Here is a 19859-nt window from a genome sequence, read left to right on the forward strand (position 1 = left end):
ACAAGCTCCCTTATTTTTCACTTTTCAAATCCACACGATTGTCATAAAAGCTAAAATTGTAATTAACCCTATTAGCAGACCAGAGTAAAGAAAGAAACTTGCTGCTTCATGTCCTTTATGACTCATATGCATAAAATAATACAATTGAAAAATTACTTGTACCACTGCTAATAGTAAAATAAACGGTACAGAGAAAATCGGACTAAAAGTTTTTGGATACGCCACTGCTACAAATGCAACTAATGTTAAAAAAATCATTAATGCAAACGTAATAACTTGATGCCTCATTTCCTCCGCACTTTTTCTCTTCCGATAAACAAGATCAACTTTAGGATTATTCGTTTGCTTTATCGCCATTGTTTATCCCACCATTCCCATTAAATATACTACAGTGAAAATAAACACCCAAACTACGTCAATAAAGTGCCAATAAATCGATGCAACATAAAACTTCGGTGCATTGTATAAATTTAGACCTCTCTTCGCATTTCTAAAGATTAATGTTAAAATCCAACATAACCCAAACAATACGTGGAGTCCATGTGTACCAACAAGAGCATAAAACGCAGAGCCAAAGGCACTACTTCTCATAGTATGCTTAAATTCATGTGTATAATGATAAAACTCATATATCTCAAATCCTAAAAACCCTAAACCTAGCAATACTGTTACTAGTAACCAAAGCTGCATTTTCTTAAAGTTAAAGTTTTTCATGTGATACATCGCATATACACTCGTTAAGCTACTCGTTAATAAAAGCATCGTCATAATGAAAACGAGTGGCATTTGGAACATCTCTTGAGATGTTGGTCCACCATTTGTAGAATTCTTTAACGCTAAATATGTTCCGAATAAGGAAGCGAACAACACTGTTTCGCCTCCAAGAAATAACCAAAAACCGACAAACTTATTTTTCCCTTCAAGGGTTGCTTTTTCAGGCTCTGCTGGAAATGTTTCATTCGTTAATTTTTCATCTACATGCATTATGCCTTGCCCCCCTTATCCTCTAAATCTTCTTTATGAATATGATACCCATGATCATCAATTACTGAACGTAGGAACATTGTGCCAAATGTAATGATTAAACCAATAATTGCTACTAATAACCAGAACTTATCTTTTCCGCCCTGCATATACATCGCACCAAATGCCGCTATAAACAATCCGAAAGAAATGACAAATGGTGAAAACGAAGGATTTGGCATATGAATATCACCAACTGGTTCCGCTGCTGTCATTTCTTTATTACCTTCACGTTTTTCAATCCAAAACGGATCTAATCCGCGAACAAATGGTAATTGTTTAAAGTTATATTCTGGTGTCGGTGCTGGCATTGTCCATTCTAATGTACGTGCATCCCACGGATCACGACCAGCTTTTTCTTTTGATACTGTCGTTTTAATTACATTGAATAGAAGAACAATCGTTCCAAGAGCCATAAACACCGCTCCGATGGAACTAATCATATTCCCCATTTCCAACCCTTGCCCTTCAAGATATGTGTAGTAACGGCGTGGCATACCAATCAAGCCAAGGAAATGCTGAATAAAGAAAGTTAAATGGAAGCCGATAAAGAATAGCCAAAACGTTATCTTTCCTAATGTTTCATTTAATACTTTATTAAACATCAGTGGCCAATAATAATGAGCTCCTGCAAGTAAACCAAATACAACACCGCCAACGATTACATAATGAAAATGCGCTACTACGAAATAGTTATCATGAAATTGATAATCAGCTGGTGCAGATGCTAGCATAACCCCTGTAACTCCACCCATTACGAATGATGGAATGAAAGCTACTGCCCACATCATTGGTGTCGTAAAACGAATACTTCCGCCCCACATTGTAAAGAGCCAGTTGAATATTTTGATACCAGTCGGAACCGCAATAGCCATTGTTGCAACTGAGAAAATAGCATTAGCAACTGGACCAAGTCCAACAGTAAACATATGGTGCGCCCATACCATAAATCCTAAAAATCCAATTAATACAGTCGCAAACACCATCGATGAATAACCAAACAATCGTTTTTTCGAAAATGTTGCGAAGATTTCTGAGAATATTCCGAAAGCTGGGAGTATAAGAATGTATACTTCTGGATGACCGAAAATCCAGAATAAATGCTCCCATATAATTGTATTCCCGCCCAATGCCGGATTAAAGAAACTTGTTCCAAATAAACGATCTAACATTAAAAGTCCTAATCCTACAGTTAACGGCGGAAAAGCGAATAATATAAGCGAAGATGTTACAAATGTTGTCCATGTAAACATCGGCATACGCATATACGTCATTCCTGGAGCGCGCATATTAATAATGGTTACAAGGAAGTTAATTCCTCCAATTAGTGTACCAATACCTGAGATTTGCAAGCCGAGTACATAGAAATCAACACCATGACCTTTAGAGGCTAAAGCTAAAGATGCATAAGATGTCCATCCTGCATCAGGTGCTCCACCTAAAAACCAACTTAAATTTAAAAATACTCCACCAAAGAAAAATAACCAAAATCCGAGTGAATTCAAAAACGGGAACGCTACATCACGTGCACCAATTTGAAGTGGTACAGCGGCGTTCATAAATGCAAACACGAGTGGCATAGCTGCGAGGAAAATCATTGTTGTACCGTGCATCGTTAATACTTGATTATAAGCATCCCCAACAAGAAAAGCGTTGTTAGGAATCGCTAATTGAAGGCGAATAAATAGAGCTTCTATTCCGCCTATTACAAAAAACAATCCACCTGCAATTAAATAGAGAATGGCAATCTTTTTATGGTCTACTGTCGTTAAATAATCCCATATGACAGCACCCATCCCCTGTTTTTTTGCTACAGAACTCACGTTTTCAACCTCCCCTTCGCGAATAGTCCCTCTTTACTTTTCAACTTTTAACGTTTGTAAGTATGCATTTAATGCATCAATTTGATCATCCGTTAAGTTGCCATATTTGCCAGTCATTTTGTTTCCTGGCTTCATATTTTCAGGATCTTTCAGCCATTTTTTTAAGTTTTCTTCATTGTTTTCGGCAATACCGGCAACCATATCGCGATCCGCAAAGTTTGCTAAGTTTGGTGCGATACGAGCGGAAGGTGGTCTACTATCATTAGATCCAACTGCGTGACAACCAATACAGCTTTTATTAAATATTTCTTGGCCCTCTTGCGCCTTTGTTGAAGCTACTTCTTTCTTCCCATCAATCTTCTTCATATCAGCAAGCCATTTTTTGTACTCGCTTTCATCTAAAGCTTTCACTTTAAATTGCATTAAAGAATGTGATGGGCCGCAAAATTCTGTACAAAAACCATTATAAGTGCCCGATTTATCTGCCTTTAACCACATTTTGTTCACATTGTCTGTATTTGTATCCATTTTCCCTGCTAAAGATGGAACCCAAAATGAGTGTTTAATATCGGCACCCTTCAAATTTAAATACACTTTCTTACCTGTGGGGATGACCAAATCTTGCGAAGTTACTATCTTTTCTGATTTATAAGAAAATTCCCACCAATAAAGATTCGCTGTTACATCAACAACGATAGTATCTTTATCAATATTCTTTTTCTCCATCGCACTTACATCAGCAAGTTTGAATGTATATGTAACTGTTGGAACAGCTAAGATTAGTAAAAGAATAATCGGAATAACTGTCCATATAATTTCTAGCTTGTGATTCCCTTCAACTTGCTCTGGAATATAATCTTCCTGACCTTTCTTTTGTCGGAAACGCACAATTACATATAAGAAAATAATAGTAACTACTAGTACTACTCCTACCATGATTGCACTCGCCAGTAGAAGTAAATCATATTGCATTTTTGCTACTTCTCCTTGCGGAATTAAAGTAGATTGAAAGGCTTTACCGCATCCCCCTAACAGTAAAGCCAGCAGTGAAACGAACGAAAGCAGTCGCCACTGTTTCTTCATACAAACAACCCCCACTTTCCTTGTGAATTAGATTGTACTTTATAGTTAAGTAAAGTAAATCTCAACGTAAAGAAATCCAATTATGTCGTTGTCTTAGAAGAATGTAACTACAATCATTGATACAAATAAGATTGTTAAATAATTTAGGGAATAAACAAACATTTGCACGGACCATTTGATGTCATCTTTCTTACGGAAGCCATAAAATCCTAAAACGATCCATCCGATGTTAAGCAGTGTTGCAATTACCATAAATGTTATCCCTAGTCCACTCATATAAAATGGTAGTGGTAATAAACATACTGTCCAAATCATAATTTGGCGTTTCGTAATTTCAAATCCATGAACTACAGGAAGCATTGGAATTCCTGCATTTCGATATTCATCAACACGTTTCATTGCTAATGCAAGGAAATGTGGGATTTGCCAAATAAACATAATTAAAAATAACATCCAAGCAATTGGATGGCCTAAAGATGGATCGATTGCTGCCCATCCAATTAAAGGAGGAACTGCACCAGATATACTACCTACAACAGTATTTAGTGTATACTTTCTCTTTGTCCATAAACTATATAGAACAACATATGTGAAAGCACCAATAAATCCCATTAAGACTGCCATTGGTGTTGTTAATAATAAAAATACAAAACCAAGAAGTAATATGACTAGTCCAAATGTAAGTGCAAATCCTGGTTTATACTTTCCAGTAACCGTTGGACGGGTCTTTGTTCTTTCCATTAATGGATCGATGTCTCGATCAATGTAGTTGTTTAAACAACATACCCCTGCCATAATTAATCCTGAACCAACGATTGTAAAGAATAACTTATCCAGATTGTCCATTACACTTAATCCATTAAAGTGTAATGCCAACCAAAATCCTGTAAATACAGTAAGTGTATTTGAGTTTACAATCCCCATTTTAACGAGTGCTTTTAAATCTTGTAACCGAGTTGTTTCCGGTACACTTGTAACAGCGGACTCATCATGCAGCTCACTTGTTGCATGGTTCATCACTCTAACCCCCTCTTAAAACTTTCATCTTTCTTTTTGCGCCTATTTCAAATGAAATAATTCGCTTCTATATAGCAATATTATTACAGTAGAAACATTGTTAACCCATTCTACTACTAATCTACGCCCATACTCCAATATATTAAATCATATTTCCCGAACATTTTGTGAAGAAAACATGAACTTTTTGTGTCGAATATAAAAAACTTCATTCTGACTTGTCCTTATCATAACATGATGTTACCTTCTATAATAAACTATTTTGTCCTATTTAACACGTATTCTCCCCATTTCTTTTCAAAATAGCCTATTTTTCACCCGAAATTTTCCTTGCGAACCCTGTTTTTACACCTATTTTCTCTCCCTTTCCTTCCCCCTCCATTTCTTTGCTATTTTATTATTTTTTATATATCATAGGAACTAGCGCGTTTTATTCTATACATAATGGAATGAAAATATTTCGCAATAACTTCATAGCAGAAAGATGGTGAAAGAGATTGCAACGCTTTATTAAATGGTTAGCAGTCATTACAAGCCTTGATTTATTAATAGTTTTATTAGGAGGCGCTTTAGTTACAAAAACAGGTTCTGGTCAAGGTTGTGGTAAATCATGGCCACTTTGTAACGGTGAATTTGTTCCATCTAATTTATCAATGGAAACTATTATTGAACTTAGCCACCGATTAACATCAGGATCAGCTGGAATTCTTGTCACTCTACTTTGTATTTTGTCCTGGAAATATTATAAACATGTGCGTGAAACAAAAACGTTAGCAATTTTATCCTTCGTATTTTTAGTTGCACAAGCATTAATGGGAGCAGCAGCAGTTGTTTGGGGACAAATGCCAGCTGTACTTGCTATCCATTTCGGTATTTCCTTAATTTCATTTGCTTCTGTCATTTTATTAACGTGTCTTATCTTTGAAATTGACCAAAAATTTGATGCACGTTCACTTATTATGGACAAAAAAATGAAATTTCATATTTATGGTGTAACAATTTACAGTTATATCGTCGTCTACACAGGTGCTTTAGTACGTCACGAACGAGCTAGCTTAGCCTGTCCAGACTTTCCTTTATGTAGCAAAAACAGACCTATGCCAACTCAACTACATGAATGGGTTCAAATGGGCCATAGAGTTGCAGCGATGTTAATTTTCGCTTGGATACTATACGCGATGATTCTCGCTATTCGCCATTACAAGCAGCAATCTGTAGTATATTGGGGATGGATTATTTCATTTATCCTTGTTACACTTCAAGCTGTAGTAGGAGTTTTAGTTGTATTTACAAACGCTAGTTTAGCGATGGCATTGTTACATTCTCTATTCATTTCTTGCTTGTTTGCCGTACTATGCTATTTAGTTATGTTAGGAACAAGAAGTAAAGTGAATGCCAAAGAAGCCGAATCAACTTCTAAACAAACAAAATAATTTAAAACTAAAATCCCTTGCCAATTCGGCAAGGGATTTTTTGCAATAAAAAAGAGCTGTATTTACACAGCTCTTTTCTTATTTTAGTGATCTAATTCAATAAGTAAATCACCCGTTTGAATCGCATCACCATCGTTAACATATACTTTCTTTACTTTACCATTGAACGGCGCTTGAACTGTCGTTTCCATTTTCATCGCTTCTGTAATTGCCATAGAATCGCCTTTTTTCACTTCGTCGCCTTCTTTTACAACTACTTTAATTACCGTTCCTGGCATCGTTGCACTAATATGATTTGGATTCTCACGGTTTCCTTTCACACGTTGTGCAACTGTTGCTTTTACACTCTCGTCTTTCACGATAATTTCACGTGGTTGACCGTTAAATTCCAAGTAAAGAACGCGTTTTCCATCCGGCTGAGGTTCTCCAATTGATACTAGTTTAACCATCAATGTTTTACCCTGTTCAATTTCTACATCAATTTCTTCACCTAGTCTCATACCATAGAAGAACGTCGGTGTATCAAGTACAGATACATTTCCATAAAGCTCAGCAACTTTTTCATAATCCATAAATACTTTTGGATATAAAGCATATGCCACTACATCAAAAATCGTTACTTCGCGTCCAAGTTTATGGAATAATTCTTCTTTTAACGCTTCGAAATCTACTGGCTCTAGTAATTCACCTGGTCTTACTGTTAATGGCTCTTTCCCTTTTAAAATAATCTTTTGTAATTCTTTCGGGAAACCACCGTACGGTTGACCTAAATCACCAGAGAACATTTCAACAACAGATCCTGGGAAGTCCATCGCATGTCCACGCTCTAAAACATCTTGTTCTGTCAGATGGTTTTGAACCATAAATAATGCCATATCACCAACAACTTTTGATGATGGTGTTACTTTTACAATATCTCCAAACATGTCATTCACACGGCGGTACATTACTTTCACTTCATCGAAGCGATCTCCTAAACCAACCGCCTTCGCTTGTTGCTGAAGATTACTATACTGCCCACCCGGCATTTCATGCATATATACCTCTGTATGAGGCGCATTCATACCACTTTCAAACGGTGCATAGTATTTGCGTACATCTTCCCAATAGTGAGATAGTTTTTCTAAAGAATCTATATTAACATCTGGTTGTCTTTCGTTTCCGCCTAACGCATAGTATAGCGTGTTCGCACTTGGTTGTGACGTTTGACCAGCCATAGAACTCACTGCTACATCGACGATATCAACACCTGCTTCAATTGCCTTCGTATACGTTAATATACCATTTCCACTCGTATCGTGCGTGTGCAGATGAATTGGAATCGACACTGTCTCTTTTAATGCAGAAACTAAATCATATGCTGCATTTGGTTTTAGTAAGCCCGCCATATCTTTAATACCTAAAATGTGAGCTCCTGATGCTTCTAACTCTTTTGCTAAATTTTTATAGTAATTTAAATCATATTTACTACGCAGTGGATCATGAATATCCCCTGTGTAGCACATTGTTGCTTCTGCAATTTTACCAGTATCTCGTACAGCATCAATTGCAACTCTCATGCCTTCCACCCAGTTTAAACTATCAAAAATACGGAATACATCAATGCCTGCTTGAGCAGAACATTCCACAAATTTTTGAATTAAATTATCTGGATAGTTTTTGTATCCAACTGCGTTTGAAGAACGAAGTAACATTTGGAATAACACGTTCGGCATTTTTTCACGAAGATCTAGTAATCGTTCCCATGGATCTTCTTTTAAGAAACGATACGCAACATCAAACGTTGCACCGCCCCACATTTCCGCTGAGAATAGGTTCGGTAACATTCTCGCTGTTGGCTCCGCAATTTGATGTAAATCTTTTGTACGAATACGAGTTGCAAGTAATGACTGGTGTGCATCACGGAATGTTGTATCCGTTAAAAGTACACGTTTTTGATCCTGTACCCATTTTACTAATCCGTCCGCTCCACGCTCGTCCAAAATTTGTTTCGTTCCATTTTGGATTGGCTCTGAATGTTTTAAACATGGAATACGAGCATCTGGGAATATTGGTTTTTCTTTTTTCCCTACTCCTGGGAAACCATTTACTGTTACTGTACCAATGTAATTTAACATTTTCGTTCCACGGTCTTTACGTTTCGGGAACAAGAACAATTCAGGTGACGCATCGATAAATGAAGTATCATATTCTCCTGATAAGAAGTTTTTATGCTTTACTACATTCTCTAGGAATGGAATATTTGTTTTAATACCACGAATACGGAATTCTTTTAAGTTACGTTCCATTTTTGCAGCAGCTTGCTCAAAAGTAAGTGCCCAAGTTGTAACTTTTACAAGTAAAGAATCGTAGTACGGTGTAATAACTGCACCTTGGAAGCTATTTCCTGTATCAAGACGCACACCAAAACCACCACCTGATCGATACGCCATAATTTTTCCTGTATCCGGCATAAAATTATTTAGCGGATCTTCAGTTGTTACACGAGATTGAATTGCAAATCCATGTACAACTACTTCCTCTTGCTTCGGAACACCTACCATTTTGCTATGTAATGAATGTCCATCCGCTATTAAAATTTGTGATTGAACAATATCTACTCCCGTAATCATTTCTGTAATCGTATGTTCTACTTGAACACGTGGATTTACTTCAATAAAGTAAAACTCATCATCTTTTACAAGGAATTCTACTGTTCCTGCATTTAAATAGTTTACATTTTTCGTTAACTTCACAGCAGCATCACAAATACGCTGACGCAGATCATCTGAAAGTGATACACTCGGTGCAATTTCTACAACTTTTTGATGACGACGTTGTACAGAACAGTCACGCTCGTATAAATGAACAACATTGCCTTCTTCATCTGCTAAAATTTGTACTTCTATATGTTTAGGTTTTTCAACGAATTTTTCGACGTAAACTTCATCATTACCAAAAGCTGCTTTCGCTTCTGATTTCGCTCGATTATATGATTCTCCTAATTCCTCACTAGTACGCACAATACGCATACCACGACCGCCACCCCCAAGGGATGCTTTAATAATAATCGGGTAATCATACTTTTCAGCAAATTTTTCGACTTCTTCTAATGAATTTACTGGACCATCACTACCAGGTATAACTGGAATTTGTGCTAGCTGCGCTTGTGTTCTTGCTTTCACTTTATCTCCAAACATATCTAAATGCTTACTTTTCGGACCGATAAAGATAATTCCTTCTTCTTCACAACGTTTAGCGAATTGAATATTTTCTGACAAGAAACCATATCCAGGGTGGATTGCATCTACATGATTACTTTTTGCAATCTCAATAATGCCTTCAATATCTAGATAAGCATCAATTGGTTTTTTTCCTTCCCCAACTAAATAGGACTCATCGGCTTTATAGCGATGATAAGAACCACTATCCTCTTTAGAATAGATTGCAACTGTTTTTAATCCAAGTTCCGAACAAGCTCGAAACACACGAATTGCAATCTCTCCACGGTTAGCTACCAATACTTTTTGAATACGTTGCAGCTTTGTCATGATTTTCCCCCTCTACTTTCCTACCACTCTAGAGATAAAATATATACACACCTTAAAAAGCGTGAAGTTCTTCACTTTCCACATTATATTATACTTAGAAAGCTTCACTTTATTTTTATCCATCATACCTTATTTTCTAACAAATGATAAGTTTTCTGTGCAATTTGTTTCACAAAAATAGTATAGCATACCTCTTCCTTTTCTAACAACTTAATTGTATATCACATTTAAGTTAATGTGATATATCTTTTTAACTGAAAGAGAAATTAGTACATCATATTTAAAACTACTTAAAAATAAAAAACACATCATGCTCTAAAGCACAATGTGTTTTTATTTTACAACTACAAGATGTGGTCCATTTTGTTCTCTTTCTTTCATTAGACCATTCTGTTGTTTCTCTTGTCGTTTCACGTGACTAGCAATATTGAGTAGTATTCCCATTGCAAGTAGATTAGCTAATAAAGAACTTCCGCCGTAACTAACAAACGGTAATGGTACTCCTGTAAGTGGTATTACTCCAGACATACCACCGACATTGATAAACGTTTGAACTCCAAACAAGCTTGCAATTCCGATAGCTATTAAACTTCCAAATGGATCTGTACACTTTTGCGCAACTCTAAATGACCGAATAATAATAAGTAATAAACAGATTAAAATGATAGCTACACCTATAAAACCAAGTTCTTCAGATATAATTGCCATTATAAAATCCGTTTGCGGTTCTGGTAAATAACCATATTTTTGTACACTATTCCCTAATCCTCTACCATTAAGCCCTCCAGAAGCGATTCCAATAAATGAATTCACTAATTGAAACCCATCCTTTTGAGGATCATTAAACGGATCAAGGAAAACAGAAAAACGTGCCTTTTGATATGGATTTAATGCATAATTACCAAGAAGATATAGTGCCGGAATCCATACTATAGAAGTTAAAGCAATTCGTTTAATCCATAAGTTAACCTGTACTCCCGAACAAAGAAACATAATTCCTACTGTTCCTGCAATTAACAAATCAGTACCTAAATCATTTTGCTTTAATATTAAAAACATGATTATTCCAACACCAATAAGTACTGGACCTGACCCTTTGAAAACAGGTGTATTCGTTTCTTGTCTTTTCGCAAAAAAATGAGCTAAGACGAGAATAACTGTTATCTTAACAAATTCTGCAGGCTGTATTCCAAATATCCACCCGTTTGCACCGTTTACTGACTTAGTGAAAAAGGCAGCTGCAGCTAATAAGGCAACACTAGCACCGTAACTCCCCAACAAAAAAATTCGTTTTCTCCAAACTTTATATGGGATAGTAGCAATAATTATTAATACCATTGTCCCAACAACTAAAGTAATTAATTGTCTTTTAAAAAAGAAATTTGCTGGTTTATCAAATCTCGAAATCGCAACAATGGAACTCGAACTATATACCATTATTACCCCCAGCACACATAAAATAACAAGAGGAAGTAACAATGAATAATCCATTGATTTCCATACTTTTTTCATTTCATTTCCTCTTTCTGTTTCAATTTAATTATTGTTGTATTCCATATGTACATTGATTCTTCCTGCTTTATTATACAAATAAAAAGCTCAAACTAATTTAGTTTGAGCCCCCTTATTTGAACCCGTTATTGTTGTTTGTTTGTAAATGCTTCATGAAGTGCAGATAACTCACGTTCGAGCTCACCTAACATTGCTTTCCCTTGTTCTTCTGCAATAAGACCAAGGCGAACCGCAAAATCGACCTCGCGGGATAGTCCAAACATTTGTGTGTCTAACACTTCTTCATATAATGGACATTGCGGCATTGTAAGATGGTCCATTTGCACCTTAATAAGTCTTAAAATCTTCTCTGCATCCGCTTGTAGAAGGGCTAGTGCCTTTTCCTGATGATTTGCTACTGTCTCAGACGCCAAATTGATTCCCTCCGTTTCCGTCCTACTCTCCTCTATCCTATCTATTAATATTAGCGATAGTTTTAATAAATTGCAATAGAAACATTTTTTGTGACAACAGTGTCTAATGCTATTATACTGAAAAGTGGGAGTATAACACAAATGGGGGAACAACAATGAGCGAAATTTTATTTATTAACGGAAAAGTACGTTTTCCAATCACTATTGATCCAACTGTTTGGATCTTTGATGATCGAAAAGTAGATTTGACAACTTACTTTGATGAAACTAGAGAAAACACGTCTGAACTAGAAACTTATTTAAAAAACACTTCAGAACATTGGGATCGTGAAATTCGTGATGGTGCTGCCTTCCCACCGATACAACAAAGTGTAAAGAAATATAAAAAAGAACAGCTAATTACTGGAACATTTGGTATACCCTTCCATCCATTCCTTGCTAACGCTGAAATTTTAGAGGACGCTACGCAAGTTGAAATTGAAACGGTAGATCATACAATGACACTTCCATTAGAAACTGTCAAAAATGCTATACTAGGTTTTTCAAAAGAAGGAAAGCCATTAAAAGAAGACGGACCTGTTCATCTCTATTTCAATGATGGATCTAATCAACAAAATCCAATCCGTAACATCCGTAAATTTACAATTATTTAAAGAAAAGGAGTGAGCTTAAGCTCACTCCTTTTTACAATAAATCTGCTGCTAGTTGAGCTAAATTAGATCGCTCCCCTTTAACAAACTTCACATGACCACTAATACGCTGTTCTTTAAACTTCTCTACAACATATGTTAAGCCATTATTATATTCATCTAAATATGGGTGATCAATTTGCTGAGGATCTCCCATCAATACAATCTTACTCTTTTCCCCTACCCTAGTTAATATCGTTTTCACTTCATGCTTTGTTAAATTTTGTGCTTCGTCAATGATAATGAACTGATCTGGAATACTTCTCCCGCGTATATAAGTAAGGGCTTCTACTTCAATCGAACCCATTCCAGCTAAAATAGCATCTAACTCTCCTGGCTTTTTCGTATTAAATAAATACTCTAGGTTATCAAAAATTGGCTGCATCCATGGTCTTAACTTTTCTTCTTTTTCTCCTGGTAAATAACCGATATCTTTTCCGACTGGAACAATTGGTCTTGCCACAAGTAATTTTTTATATAACCCTAAATCTTCTGTTTGCATAAGTCCCGAAGCTAACGCAAGTAACGTTTTTCCTGTGCCGGCTTTCCCCGTTAACGTTACAAGCGGAATATCTTCACGAAGCAACAATTCTAATCCCATAATTTGCTGCACATTTCGTGGTCGTATCCCCCACACTTGTTCATTGTGAAAAATAAGTTTCTTTACCTTCTTACCTAAGTGATCCACAATGCCAAGAGCAGAACTAGAGCCCCCTAATGCATCTTTCATCACTACAAACTGATTTGGGTAAAAAGGATGATTCGCAATTTCAGATAGAGGCAATTCACCTTTCTCATAAAAATAATCCAATTGTTCTTTTGATATATATCCTTCTAAAAAGCCAGAATATATATTTTCTACTTCAATTACGCGATCACTTAAATAATCTTCAGCCTTCAAACCAATTGCATCAGCTTTTACCCTTACGAGTACATCTTTACTTACTAAAATAACAGACTTCCCGTCCTCTTTTTCCTGTTCTTCTAAAGATAGATTTTTTGCTACAGCTAAAATTCGATTATCATTTGTTTTTTCTACAAAAATATCTTGTAGTTGCACGAATGAACGATGGTTCAATTCAATACGAAATGTTCCGCCGTTTTCTAACGGGATACTTTCATGCAGCTTTCCTATTTCACGAAATTTATCTATTAACTTAGATACATAACGAGCGTTTCGTCCTACTTCATCCATATAACGTTTTTTCGAATCAACCTCTTCTAATACAACTGCTGGAATCACTACTTCATTGGTTTCAAATGAAAAAATAGATAAAGGATCCTGCAAAAGTACATTCGTATCTAACACATAAATTTTATCCAACCTGTTACCCCCTGACTCCACTTTTAAATTTGTAGAACAAGGGTTTCATCCATACAATATGGACGAACCATTGTTATAATTATATGTACCGTGTAAACGAGGTAGAATCGAAAATCATAGTCATTAAACCTTTTATTTATTCTTTATTCATTTCTATTCAATATATTACTTTTTATTATAATTATTAACGTTAAATCACAATAACCGATTACAAAAGTGAATAAACGAATTTCCTATTTAGCATCTTTATAATTCTCTTATCCCTACTAACACTTCATTATCCAGCTTTTTCGCTGCCCGAAGATCATATGTTTTTTCATATGTTGGTTCAATTGCAAGTTTCGCTCCATAAAACATAACATCACGCACTTCTTGCACATTTACTTCTATTACAGTTAATTTTAGAGAAATACCTTCCATTCTATCTGTCAAAATTTCACCTGCACCACTTATAGAAAATACGGATTCATTCGCCATTATAGTCAATACCACACCTGTATTATGCCGTATATTTTCCACAATACGTGAACGTTGATCTACTGCAAATCGAATACTAGTTTTACTCACTGCATACACCCAAGAAATAGCACTTACGTTAGGAACTTGCTTTTCGAAATCTGTCGTTGCTATCATAACAATACACTCTTTACGCAACGTTTGTACTAAATCCTCTGTTAAGGTAGGCTCTACTACATTCGCCATATTTTCACCTCCAAACATACTTGGTATATCCTTATCATAACTTATTTTTTGAATTGCGAAAATATTATTTTTTCCCACTATTATTCAAAAACATTATACTTCCATGATATACTTATACTGATAGAATTCGTATTGAGGTGACGAAATGAGAGTCAAATGTATGATTTGTGATAAAAAAGATATGTTAGATGATGAAAATCCTATGGCAAAAAAACTGCGTAATCGCCCTATTCATACATATATGTGCATGGAATGTTCGGAACGAATTGCAGAGCGTACAATGGAACGTCATGCAAGTGGTAATTTCCGATTATATCGTGATAAAAAAATCGAAGATGATTGGTAAAATGTAAATAAGTCCTTACTCATATAGATAAGGACTTATTTATATTTTTCTGGTTCACGATTCATCTGATCCAAAAAACAATCAATGGCTTCTAACGGAAACCTTGCAGATTTCCGTTCTCCATTCATTTCATATGTAATTAAATACATTTCCTCGTTCTTTTCGACTTCCACATTTCTTAATTTATGTTCTTCATATATCATATTTTGAAATAACAAATATGTTTCTTTTGCAGCACTATCATCTGGGTGTGCTTCCGCAACTGTTTTAATTGTTAACCAATTATATAGTGCATCTTGTACTGAACGCATGAAAACTCCCCTTCCTTATCCTGCTTTTTGTTGTTTCGCTTGACGCAAACGCAATCTATAAATTCCAAGTACAATTGCCGCTACAACAAGTCCTTCTCCAACAGGTAAAAACACAGCAAAAAAGGTTAATACTGTGCATCCAATTGCTAATGATATGTATATCACAATATTTTTTAGTACAGACAACTTTCTAGCAAACCCTAAATTATAAACGAGAGCACTTAATATAATAATCGTCCCATAAAGTAACCACATTCCTAACTCTGGATTTTCATCTACCTTACACAATTTTGCAAAAAAAGACATCCTTTCTAACACACTCTTCCCCCCTAGCAGTAAAATGCAATTTTCTTTATACACTTAATACAAGAGTAACTCGCCAAAAAAATACTGTCCACAAAAATGAGTAAATATTCTAAAAAATAAACAAAATAAAAAAACAACACCCTTTATAAAGGGCGTTGTTTTTTTATTTTTACGCTTCGACAGATTTCTTTTTCTTAGCAGCTCTTTCGCGCTCACTCTTATCAAGAATCTTTTTACGTAGACGAATTGATTCTGGAGTTACTTCACAGAACTCGTCATCGTTTAAGTACTCTAATGATTCTTCTAAAGTCATTAGGCGTGGTTTCTTCATTGTTGAAGTTTGATCTTTCGTCGCAGAACGAATGTTAGTTTGTTGTTTCATTTTCACAACGTTAACTGTTAAGTCGTTCTCACGAGTGTGTTCTCCTACAATCATACCAGCATATACTTCTGTACCTGGTTCAACGAAGATTACACCACGGTCTTCAACTTGCATAATACCGTATTGTGATGCTTTTCCTGTTTCAAGTGAAACTAGAACACCTTGACGACGTCCACCAACTTGTCCAGCGTGTACTGGTTGGTAGCAATCGAATGTATGGTTTAAAATACCGTAACCACGAGTTAATGTTAAGAATTCTGTTGTGTAACCAATTAAACCACGTGCTGGAACCATGAAAGTAAGGCGAACTTGACCGTTTCCGTTATTCACCATATCTAACATTTCACCTTTACGTGCACCCATAGATTCCATAATAGAACCAGTGTATTCTTCAGGTACATCGATTTGTACACGCTCTACAGGCTCACATCTTACGCCATCAACTTCTTTAATGATTACTTCTGGCTTAGATACTTGTAATTCATAACCTTCACGACGCATGTTTTCAATTAAGATAGATAAATGTAGTTCCCCACGTCCAGATACGATCCACGCATCAGGAGAATCTGTATTATCTACACGTAAACTTACATCTGTTTCTAATTGTGAACGAAGACGCTCTTCAATTTTACGAGATGTAATGTATTTACCTTCACGACCTGCAAATGGGCTGTTATTTACAAGGAACGTCATTTGTAGTGTTGGCTCATCAATACGTAATAATGGTAACGCATCTTGATGTTCAACTGGACATACTGTTTCACCTACGTTAATGTCTTCCATACCAGAAACGGCTACTAAGTCCCCTGCTTTTGCTTCTTCAATTTCTTGACGTTTTAATCCCATGTAACCGAATAATTTCGTTACGCGGAATTGCTTCACGCTTCCGTCTACTTTCATTAAAGCAACTTGTTGTCCAACCTTCATTGTACCGCGGAATACGCGACCAACTCCAATACGTCCAACGTAGTCGTTGTAATCAAGAAGTGCTACTTGGAATTGAAGTGGCTCTTCGCTGTTATCAATTGGTGCTGGAATATGTTCGATAATTGTATCGAATAATGATTTCATATTCTCTTCTTGATTTGCTGGGTTTGAATCTAAGCTTGCTGTTCCGTTCATTGCTGATGCAAATACAACTGGGAACTCTAATTGATCTTCGTTTGCACCAAGCTCAATGAATAAGTCGATTACTTCATCAACTACTTCATCTGGACGAGCGAAGTCACGGTCAATTTTGTTTACAACTACGATTGGAGTTAAGTTTTGCTCAAGAGCTTTCTTTAAAACAAATCGTGTTTGTGGCATACAACCTTCATATGCATCAACAACAAGTAAAACACCATCAACCATTTTCATGATACGTTCTACTTCTCCACCGAAGTCAGCGTGACCAGGTGTATCTAAAATGTTAATTCTTTTATCTTCATAGTGAATCGCTGTATTTTTCGCTAAAATTGTAATACCGCGTTCTCTTTCTAGATCATTTGAATCCATTGCGCGTTCTTCAACGTGTTCGTTCGCACGGAAAGTCCCCGCTTGACGTAATAACTGGTCAACAAGTGTTGTTTTACCATGGTCAACGTGGGCAATAATTGCTATATTACGTAAATCTTGTCGTTTTTTCAACATGTCCAACTCCTAATGTCTTTTTAATCCTTCTCTATTATAAGAGCGAAGGGGATACAATAGCAATTAAAATAAAAGCAAGAATGAAAATATAGTTGTATTCTTACTTTTGTGAAAGTAAAATGAGATTGGAGGGTGAAGAAATGGAACACATTCAATATCGCTTTTTATTAACTGCAATTATCGGTGTTATTTTCTTAATCGGTATCGGCATTATGATTGCTGAAAATAGTCCAATCGGTATTATTATTTGCATTATCGGCACATTTGTTACAGTTGGATACGGTTTTGTAACAAAAAGAAAAATGCGCAAATCACAATAACGCTAAAAAGTAAGAAGCTTATACACAGCCTCTTACTTTTTTTGTTGCTCTCATATAAACGATAACACTTCTTCATACACTCCTGGTTTTGCAACTAACACACTGCTCTTCTCTATGATAGAAAGTGGCGCTCCAGAGAATGTCGTCACCTTACCTCCAACTTCTTCTACAATTATCTTTCCTCCGCCAAAATCCCATGGTGATAATCTCGGCGTTACATATGCATCTATTCTTCCTGTTGCAACGTATACCATCTCTAACGCTGCACAGCCATATGATCTTGTGCCTCTTGCTTTCTTAACAAGTGCCATCATACTTTCCATATTAAGCAATGGATTATCTGTAAGCCATATCGCATTTAAAGCTACAATACCTTGCTCTACAGTTCCTTTTTTCAGTGGAGGAATTGATATATCATTACAAAAAGCTCCATATCCCTTGACTGCATGATATAGTTCATCATGCACTGGATCATATATAAGTCCAATCTTTCCGATACCGTTCTCATAAATCCCAATTGAAATCGCAAAATTTCTTTTTTGATGAACAAAGTTCATCGTGCCGTCAATTGGATCAATTAACCAAACAACCCCGTCAGAAGACGTTATCTCGTCTCCATAACCCTCTTCTCCTAAAATATTATGATTCGGGAATGTTTCTTTAATTTTCCCAATTAAAAACTGTTCTATCTCTCGGTCCATATTTGTAACTAAGTCAGCTGCATTTGATTTTGTTTCTATAATAAGTGCTTTTTTCATTGATGCCATTAAATGCTCTCCTGCATCCCGAATCCACCGTTTGGCGTGTGCATCAATGTCTTTCCATACTTCTTGCATGTTTAAACACTCCGATCTATACTGTTCACAGAAAAAACGAACCCTTTATAAGGTTCGCACCAACTAATTTTTTATACATATACTATTATTACGCTTCTAAACGAATCATTTCAAGTCTTAACACTTCTAACTTTTGTACACACTCTTCTTTTTTCTGTTTGTCATCTTCCATCATCGCATCATATAAAGTTGCTAATTCATAATCTAGCTCCAAACGTAGCACCGGTATTCTCTTTTCAGCATCTGTTCTCTTTAACGCATTAATCACCTGTCTCATATTATTTGCCTCCTCCCAATATTCGTCTGCCCTCGGACTAGAATTAATTCAATTTTCTGATTTTTTGTTTTATACTATACTATGTTGGATAAATCATCTATGCAACAAAATTATATTTTTTTATTTAAATTTTTTTGTGCTGTTTTTTTTATGAATAGTACAAGCTATGCTAAAATAAAAGCAAAATAGGAGTTGGAGGAACAATCATGACAATACAAACATTCAAGTCAACTGATTTTGATGTCTTTACAGTTGATGGTCTCGAAGAACGAATGAGTGCAATTAAAACGAACATTCATCCTAAGCTAGAAGCTTTAGGGGAACAATTTGCAGAATACTTATCCAAACAAACTGATGAGAACTTTTTTTATCATGTTGCAAAACACGCACGCCGCAAAGTCAATCCACCAAACGATACTTGGGTTGCTTTTTCAACAAATAAACGAGGATATAAAATGCTACCGCATTTCCAAATCGGCTTATGGGGTACTCATGCCTTCATATACTTTGGTTTAATCTATGAGTGTCCACAAAAAGTTGAGACGGCTCATGCCTTCTTAGAACATTTAAATGATTTAAAAACAAATATTCCAAATGACTTCGTTTGGTCCATTGACCATACTAAACCAAGTGTGAAATTACATAAAACACTTGAAACCGAAGACTTACAAAAGATGATTGAACGATTAGCTACTGTAAAAAAAGCAGAATTATTAGTTGGTATTCATATATCACCAGAGGAGTTTTCAGCAATGACCAACGAACAATTCCTTGCTAAGATTGAATCTACGATGCAATCACTCCTTCCTTTATATGCACTGTGTAATCGATAGTAGAAAACGGACAATTTATATTGTCCGTTTTTAGTTGTTATCACATTATATCACTTCAGTTTTTATT

General features: G+C 35.8%; 20 protein-coding genes. 5 read left to right on the plus strand and 15 right to left on the minus strand.

Going from position 1 to position 19859, the window contains the following annotated elements; translation table 11 throughout:
- Positions 1–24: 24 nt before the first annotated feature.
- The 5 genes from ctaF to ctaB all read right to left on the minus strand — a co-directional run bounded on the left by ctaF (position 25) and on the right by ctaB (position 4946).
- Positions 25–357 (minus strand): cytochrome c oxidase subunit IVB, encoded by a 333-nt coding sequence (gene ctaF / locus HFD78_RS05460; protein WP_000985706.1) that lies wholly within the window; start codon positions 355–357, stop codon positions 25–27.
- A gap of 3 nt (positions 358–360) precedes the next feature.
- The gene (gene ctaE / locus HFD78_RS05465) at positions 361–984 is read right to left on the minus strand and encodes a cytochrome c oxidase subunit III (protein WP_000557861.1); all 624 of its coding nucleotides are present in this window, start codon (positions 982–984) and stop codon (positions 361–363) included.
- The gene (gene ctaD, locus HFD78_RS05470; protein WP_153578907.1) at positions 984–2819 is read right to left on the minus strand and encodes a cytochrome c oxidase subunit I; all 1836 of its coding nucleotides are present in this window, start codon (positions 2817–2819) and stop codon (positions 984–986) included. Before ctaD ends, ctaE begins: the two co-directional genes overlap by 1 nt.
- 60 nt (positions 2820–2879) lie before the next feature.
- Positions 2880–3929: a cytochrome c oxidase subunit II gene (coxB, locus tag HFD78_RS05475; RefSeq protein WP_000745268.1), complete on the minus strand. Its 1050-nt coding sequence runs from the start codon at positions 3927–3929 to the stop codon at positions 2880–2882.
- A gap of 93 nt (positions 3930–4022) precedes the next feature.
- Entirely contained in the window at positions 4023–4946 is a 924-nt protein-coding gene (gene ctaB / locus HFD78_RS05480) for a protoheme IX farnesyltransferase (RefSeq protein ID WP_001015056.1), read from the minus strand.
- Positions 4947–5443: 497 nt separating this feature from the next.
- On the opposite strand from ctaB, the gene ctaA reads away from it, so the two are divergent.
- Positions 5444–6379 carry a heme A synthase gene (gene ctaA, locus HFD78_RS05485; protein WP_001188747.1) on the plus strand — a complete coding sequence of 312 codons (936 nt, stop codon included), beginning with the start codon at positions 5444–5446 and terminating at the stop codon, positions 6377–6379.
- An 83-nt stretch (positions 6380–6462) separates the two neighbouring features.
- On the opposite strand, the gene pyc is transcribed toward ctaA, so the two are convergent.
- From pyc to HFD78_RS05500, 3 genes are all read right to left on the minus strand, one after another.
- Positions 6463–9909 (minus strand): pyruvate carboxylase, encoded by a 3447-nt coding sequence (pyc, locus tag HFD78_RS05490; RefSeq protein ID WP_097862771.1) that lies wholly within the window; start codon positions 9907–9909, stop codon positions 6463–6465.
- 333 nt (positions 9910–10242) lie between these two features.
- On the minus strand, positions 10243–11421 hold the full coding sequence (locus HFD78_RS05495; RefSeq protein WP_000758406.1) for an FtsW/RodA/SpoVE family cell cycle protein: 1179 nt from the start codon (positions 11419–11421) through the stop codon (positions 10243–10245).
- A 125-nt stretch (positions 11422–11546) separates the two neighbouring features.
- Complete coding sequence (locus HFD78_RS05500) at positions 11547–11834, minus strand: Fpa/YlaN family protein (protein ID WP_000135694.1); 288 nt, start codon at positions 11832–11834, stop codon at positions 11547–11549.
- A gap of 155 nt (positions 11835–11989) precedes the next feature.
- Between HFD78_RS05500 and HFD78_RS05505 the strand changes: the two genes are divergently transcribed.
- Entirely contained in the window at positions 11990–12487 is a 498-nt protein-coding gene (locus tag HFD78_RS05505; RefSeq protein WP_001289809.1) for a molybdopterin-binding protein, read from the plus strand.
- A gap of 31 nt (positions 12488–12518) precedes the next feature.
- Here the strand turns inward: HFD78_RS05505 and HFD78_RS05510 are convergent, their stop codons facing one another.
- Both HFD78_RS05510 and HFD78_RS05515 read right to left on the minus strand, forming a co-directional pair.
- Positions 12519–13847 carry a PhoH family protein gene (locus tag HFD78_RS05510; RefSeq protein WP_000358083.1) on the minus strand — a complete coding sequence of 443 codons (1329 nt, stop codon included), beginning with the start codon at positions 13845–13847 and terminating at the stop codon, positions 12519–12521.
- Between the two features lie 246 nt (positions 13848–14093).
- Positions 14094–14549 (minus strand): pyridoxamine 5'-phosphate oxidase family protein, encoded by a 456-nt coding sequence (locus HFD78_RS05515; RefSeq protein ID WP_000024597.1) that lies wholly within the window; start codon positions 14547–14549, stop codon positions 14094–14096.
- Positions 14550–14694: 145 nt separating this feature from the next.
- On the opposite strand from HFD78_RS05515, the gene HFD78_RS05520 reads away from it, so the two are divergent.
- Positions 14695–14895 carry a YlaI family protein gene (locus HFD78_RS05520; RefSeq protein WP_002082250.1) on the plus strand — a complete coding sequence of 67 codons (201 nt, stop codon included), beginning with the start codon at positions 14695–14697 and terminating at the stop codon, positions 14893–14895.
- A gap of 35 nt (positions 14896–14930) precedes the next feature.
- Here the strand turns inward: HFD78_RS05520 and HFD78_RS05525 are convergent, their stop codons facing one another.
- The 3 genes from HFD78_RS05525 to typA all read right to left on the minus strand — a co-directional run bounded on the left by HFD78_RS05525 (position 14931) and on the right by typA (position 17526).
- Positions 14931–15206, minus strand: coding sequence for a hypothetical protein (locus HFD78_RS05525; RefSeq protein ID WP_097862772.1), 276 nt, complete (start codon positions 15204–15206; stop codon positions 14931–14933).
- 15 nt (positions 15207–15221) lie between these two features.
- Complete coding sequence (locus tag HFD78_RS05530; RefSeq protein WP_000893662.1) at positions 15222–15524, minus strand: YlaH-like family protein; 303 nt, start codon at positions 15522–15524, stop codon at positions 15222–15224.
- A gap of 157 nt (positions 15525–15681) precedes the next feature.
- The gene (gene typA / locus HFD78_RS05535; RefSeq protein ID WP_000914762.1) at positions 15682–17526 is read right to left on the minus strand and encodes a translational GTPase TypA; all 1845 of its coding nucleotides are present in this window, start codon (positions 17524–17526) and stop codon (positions 15682–15684) included.
- 140 nt (positions 17527–17666) lie between these two features.
- Between typA and HFD78_RS05540 the strand changes: the two genes are divergently transcribed.
- A complete protein-coding gene (locus HFD78_RS05540) occupies positions 17667–17846 on the plus strand; it encodes a DUF5325 family protein (RefSeq protein WP_000400127.1) in 180 nt (59 codons plus the stop codon).
- Positions 17847–17896: 50 nt separating this feature from the next.
- On the opposite strand, the gene HFD78_RS05545 is transcribed toward HFD78_RS05540, so the two are convergent.
- Both HFD78_RS05545 and HFD78_RS05550 read right to left on the minus strand, forming a co-directional pair.
- Positions 17897–18682 (minus strand): inositol monophosphatase family protein, encoded by a 786-nt coding sequence (locus tag HFD78_RS05545; RefSeq protein ID WP_001158704.1) that lies wholly within the window; start codon positions 18680–18682, stop codon positions 17897–17899.
- Positions 18683–18770: 88 nt separating this feature from the next.
- Positions 18771–18959, minus strand: a complete 189-nt coding sequence (locus tag HFD78_RS05550) for a hypothetical protein (protein ID WP_001250164.1) — start codon at positions 18957–18959, stop codon at positions 18771–18773.
- A 206-nt stretch (positions 18960–19165) separates the two neighbouring features.
- On the opposite strand from HFD78_RS05550, the gene HFD78_RS05555 reads away from it, so the two are divergent.
- Positions 19166–19792 carry a YktB family protein gene (locus HFD78_RS05555; RefSeq protein ID WP_000155317.1) on the plus strand — a complete coding sequence of 209 codons (627 nt, stop codon included), beginning with the start codon at positions 19166–19168 and terminating at the stop codon, positions 19790–19792.
- Positions 19793–19859 lie beyond the last annotated feature (67 nt).

This window comes from Bacillus sp. EKM501B (assembly GCF_011800505.1).
GTDB classification, from domain to species: Bacteria; Bacillota; Bacilli; order Bacillales; family Bacillaceae_G; genus Bacillus_A; species Bacillus_A cereus.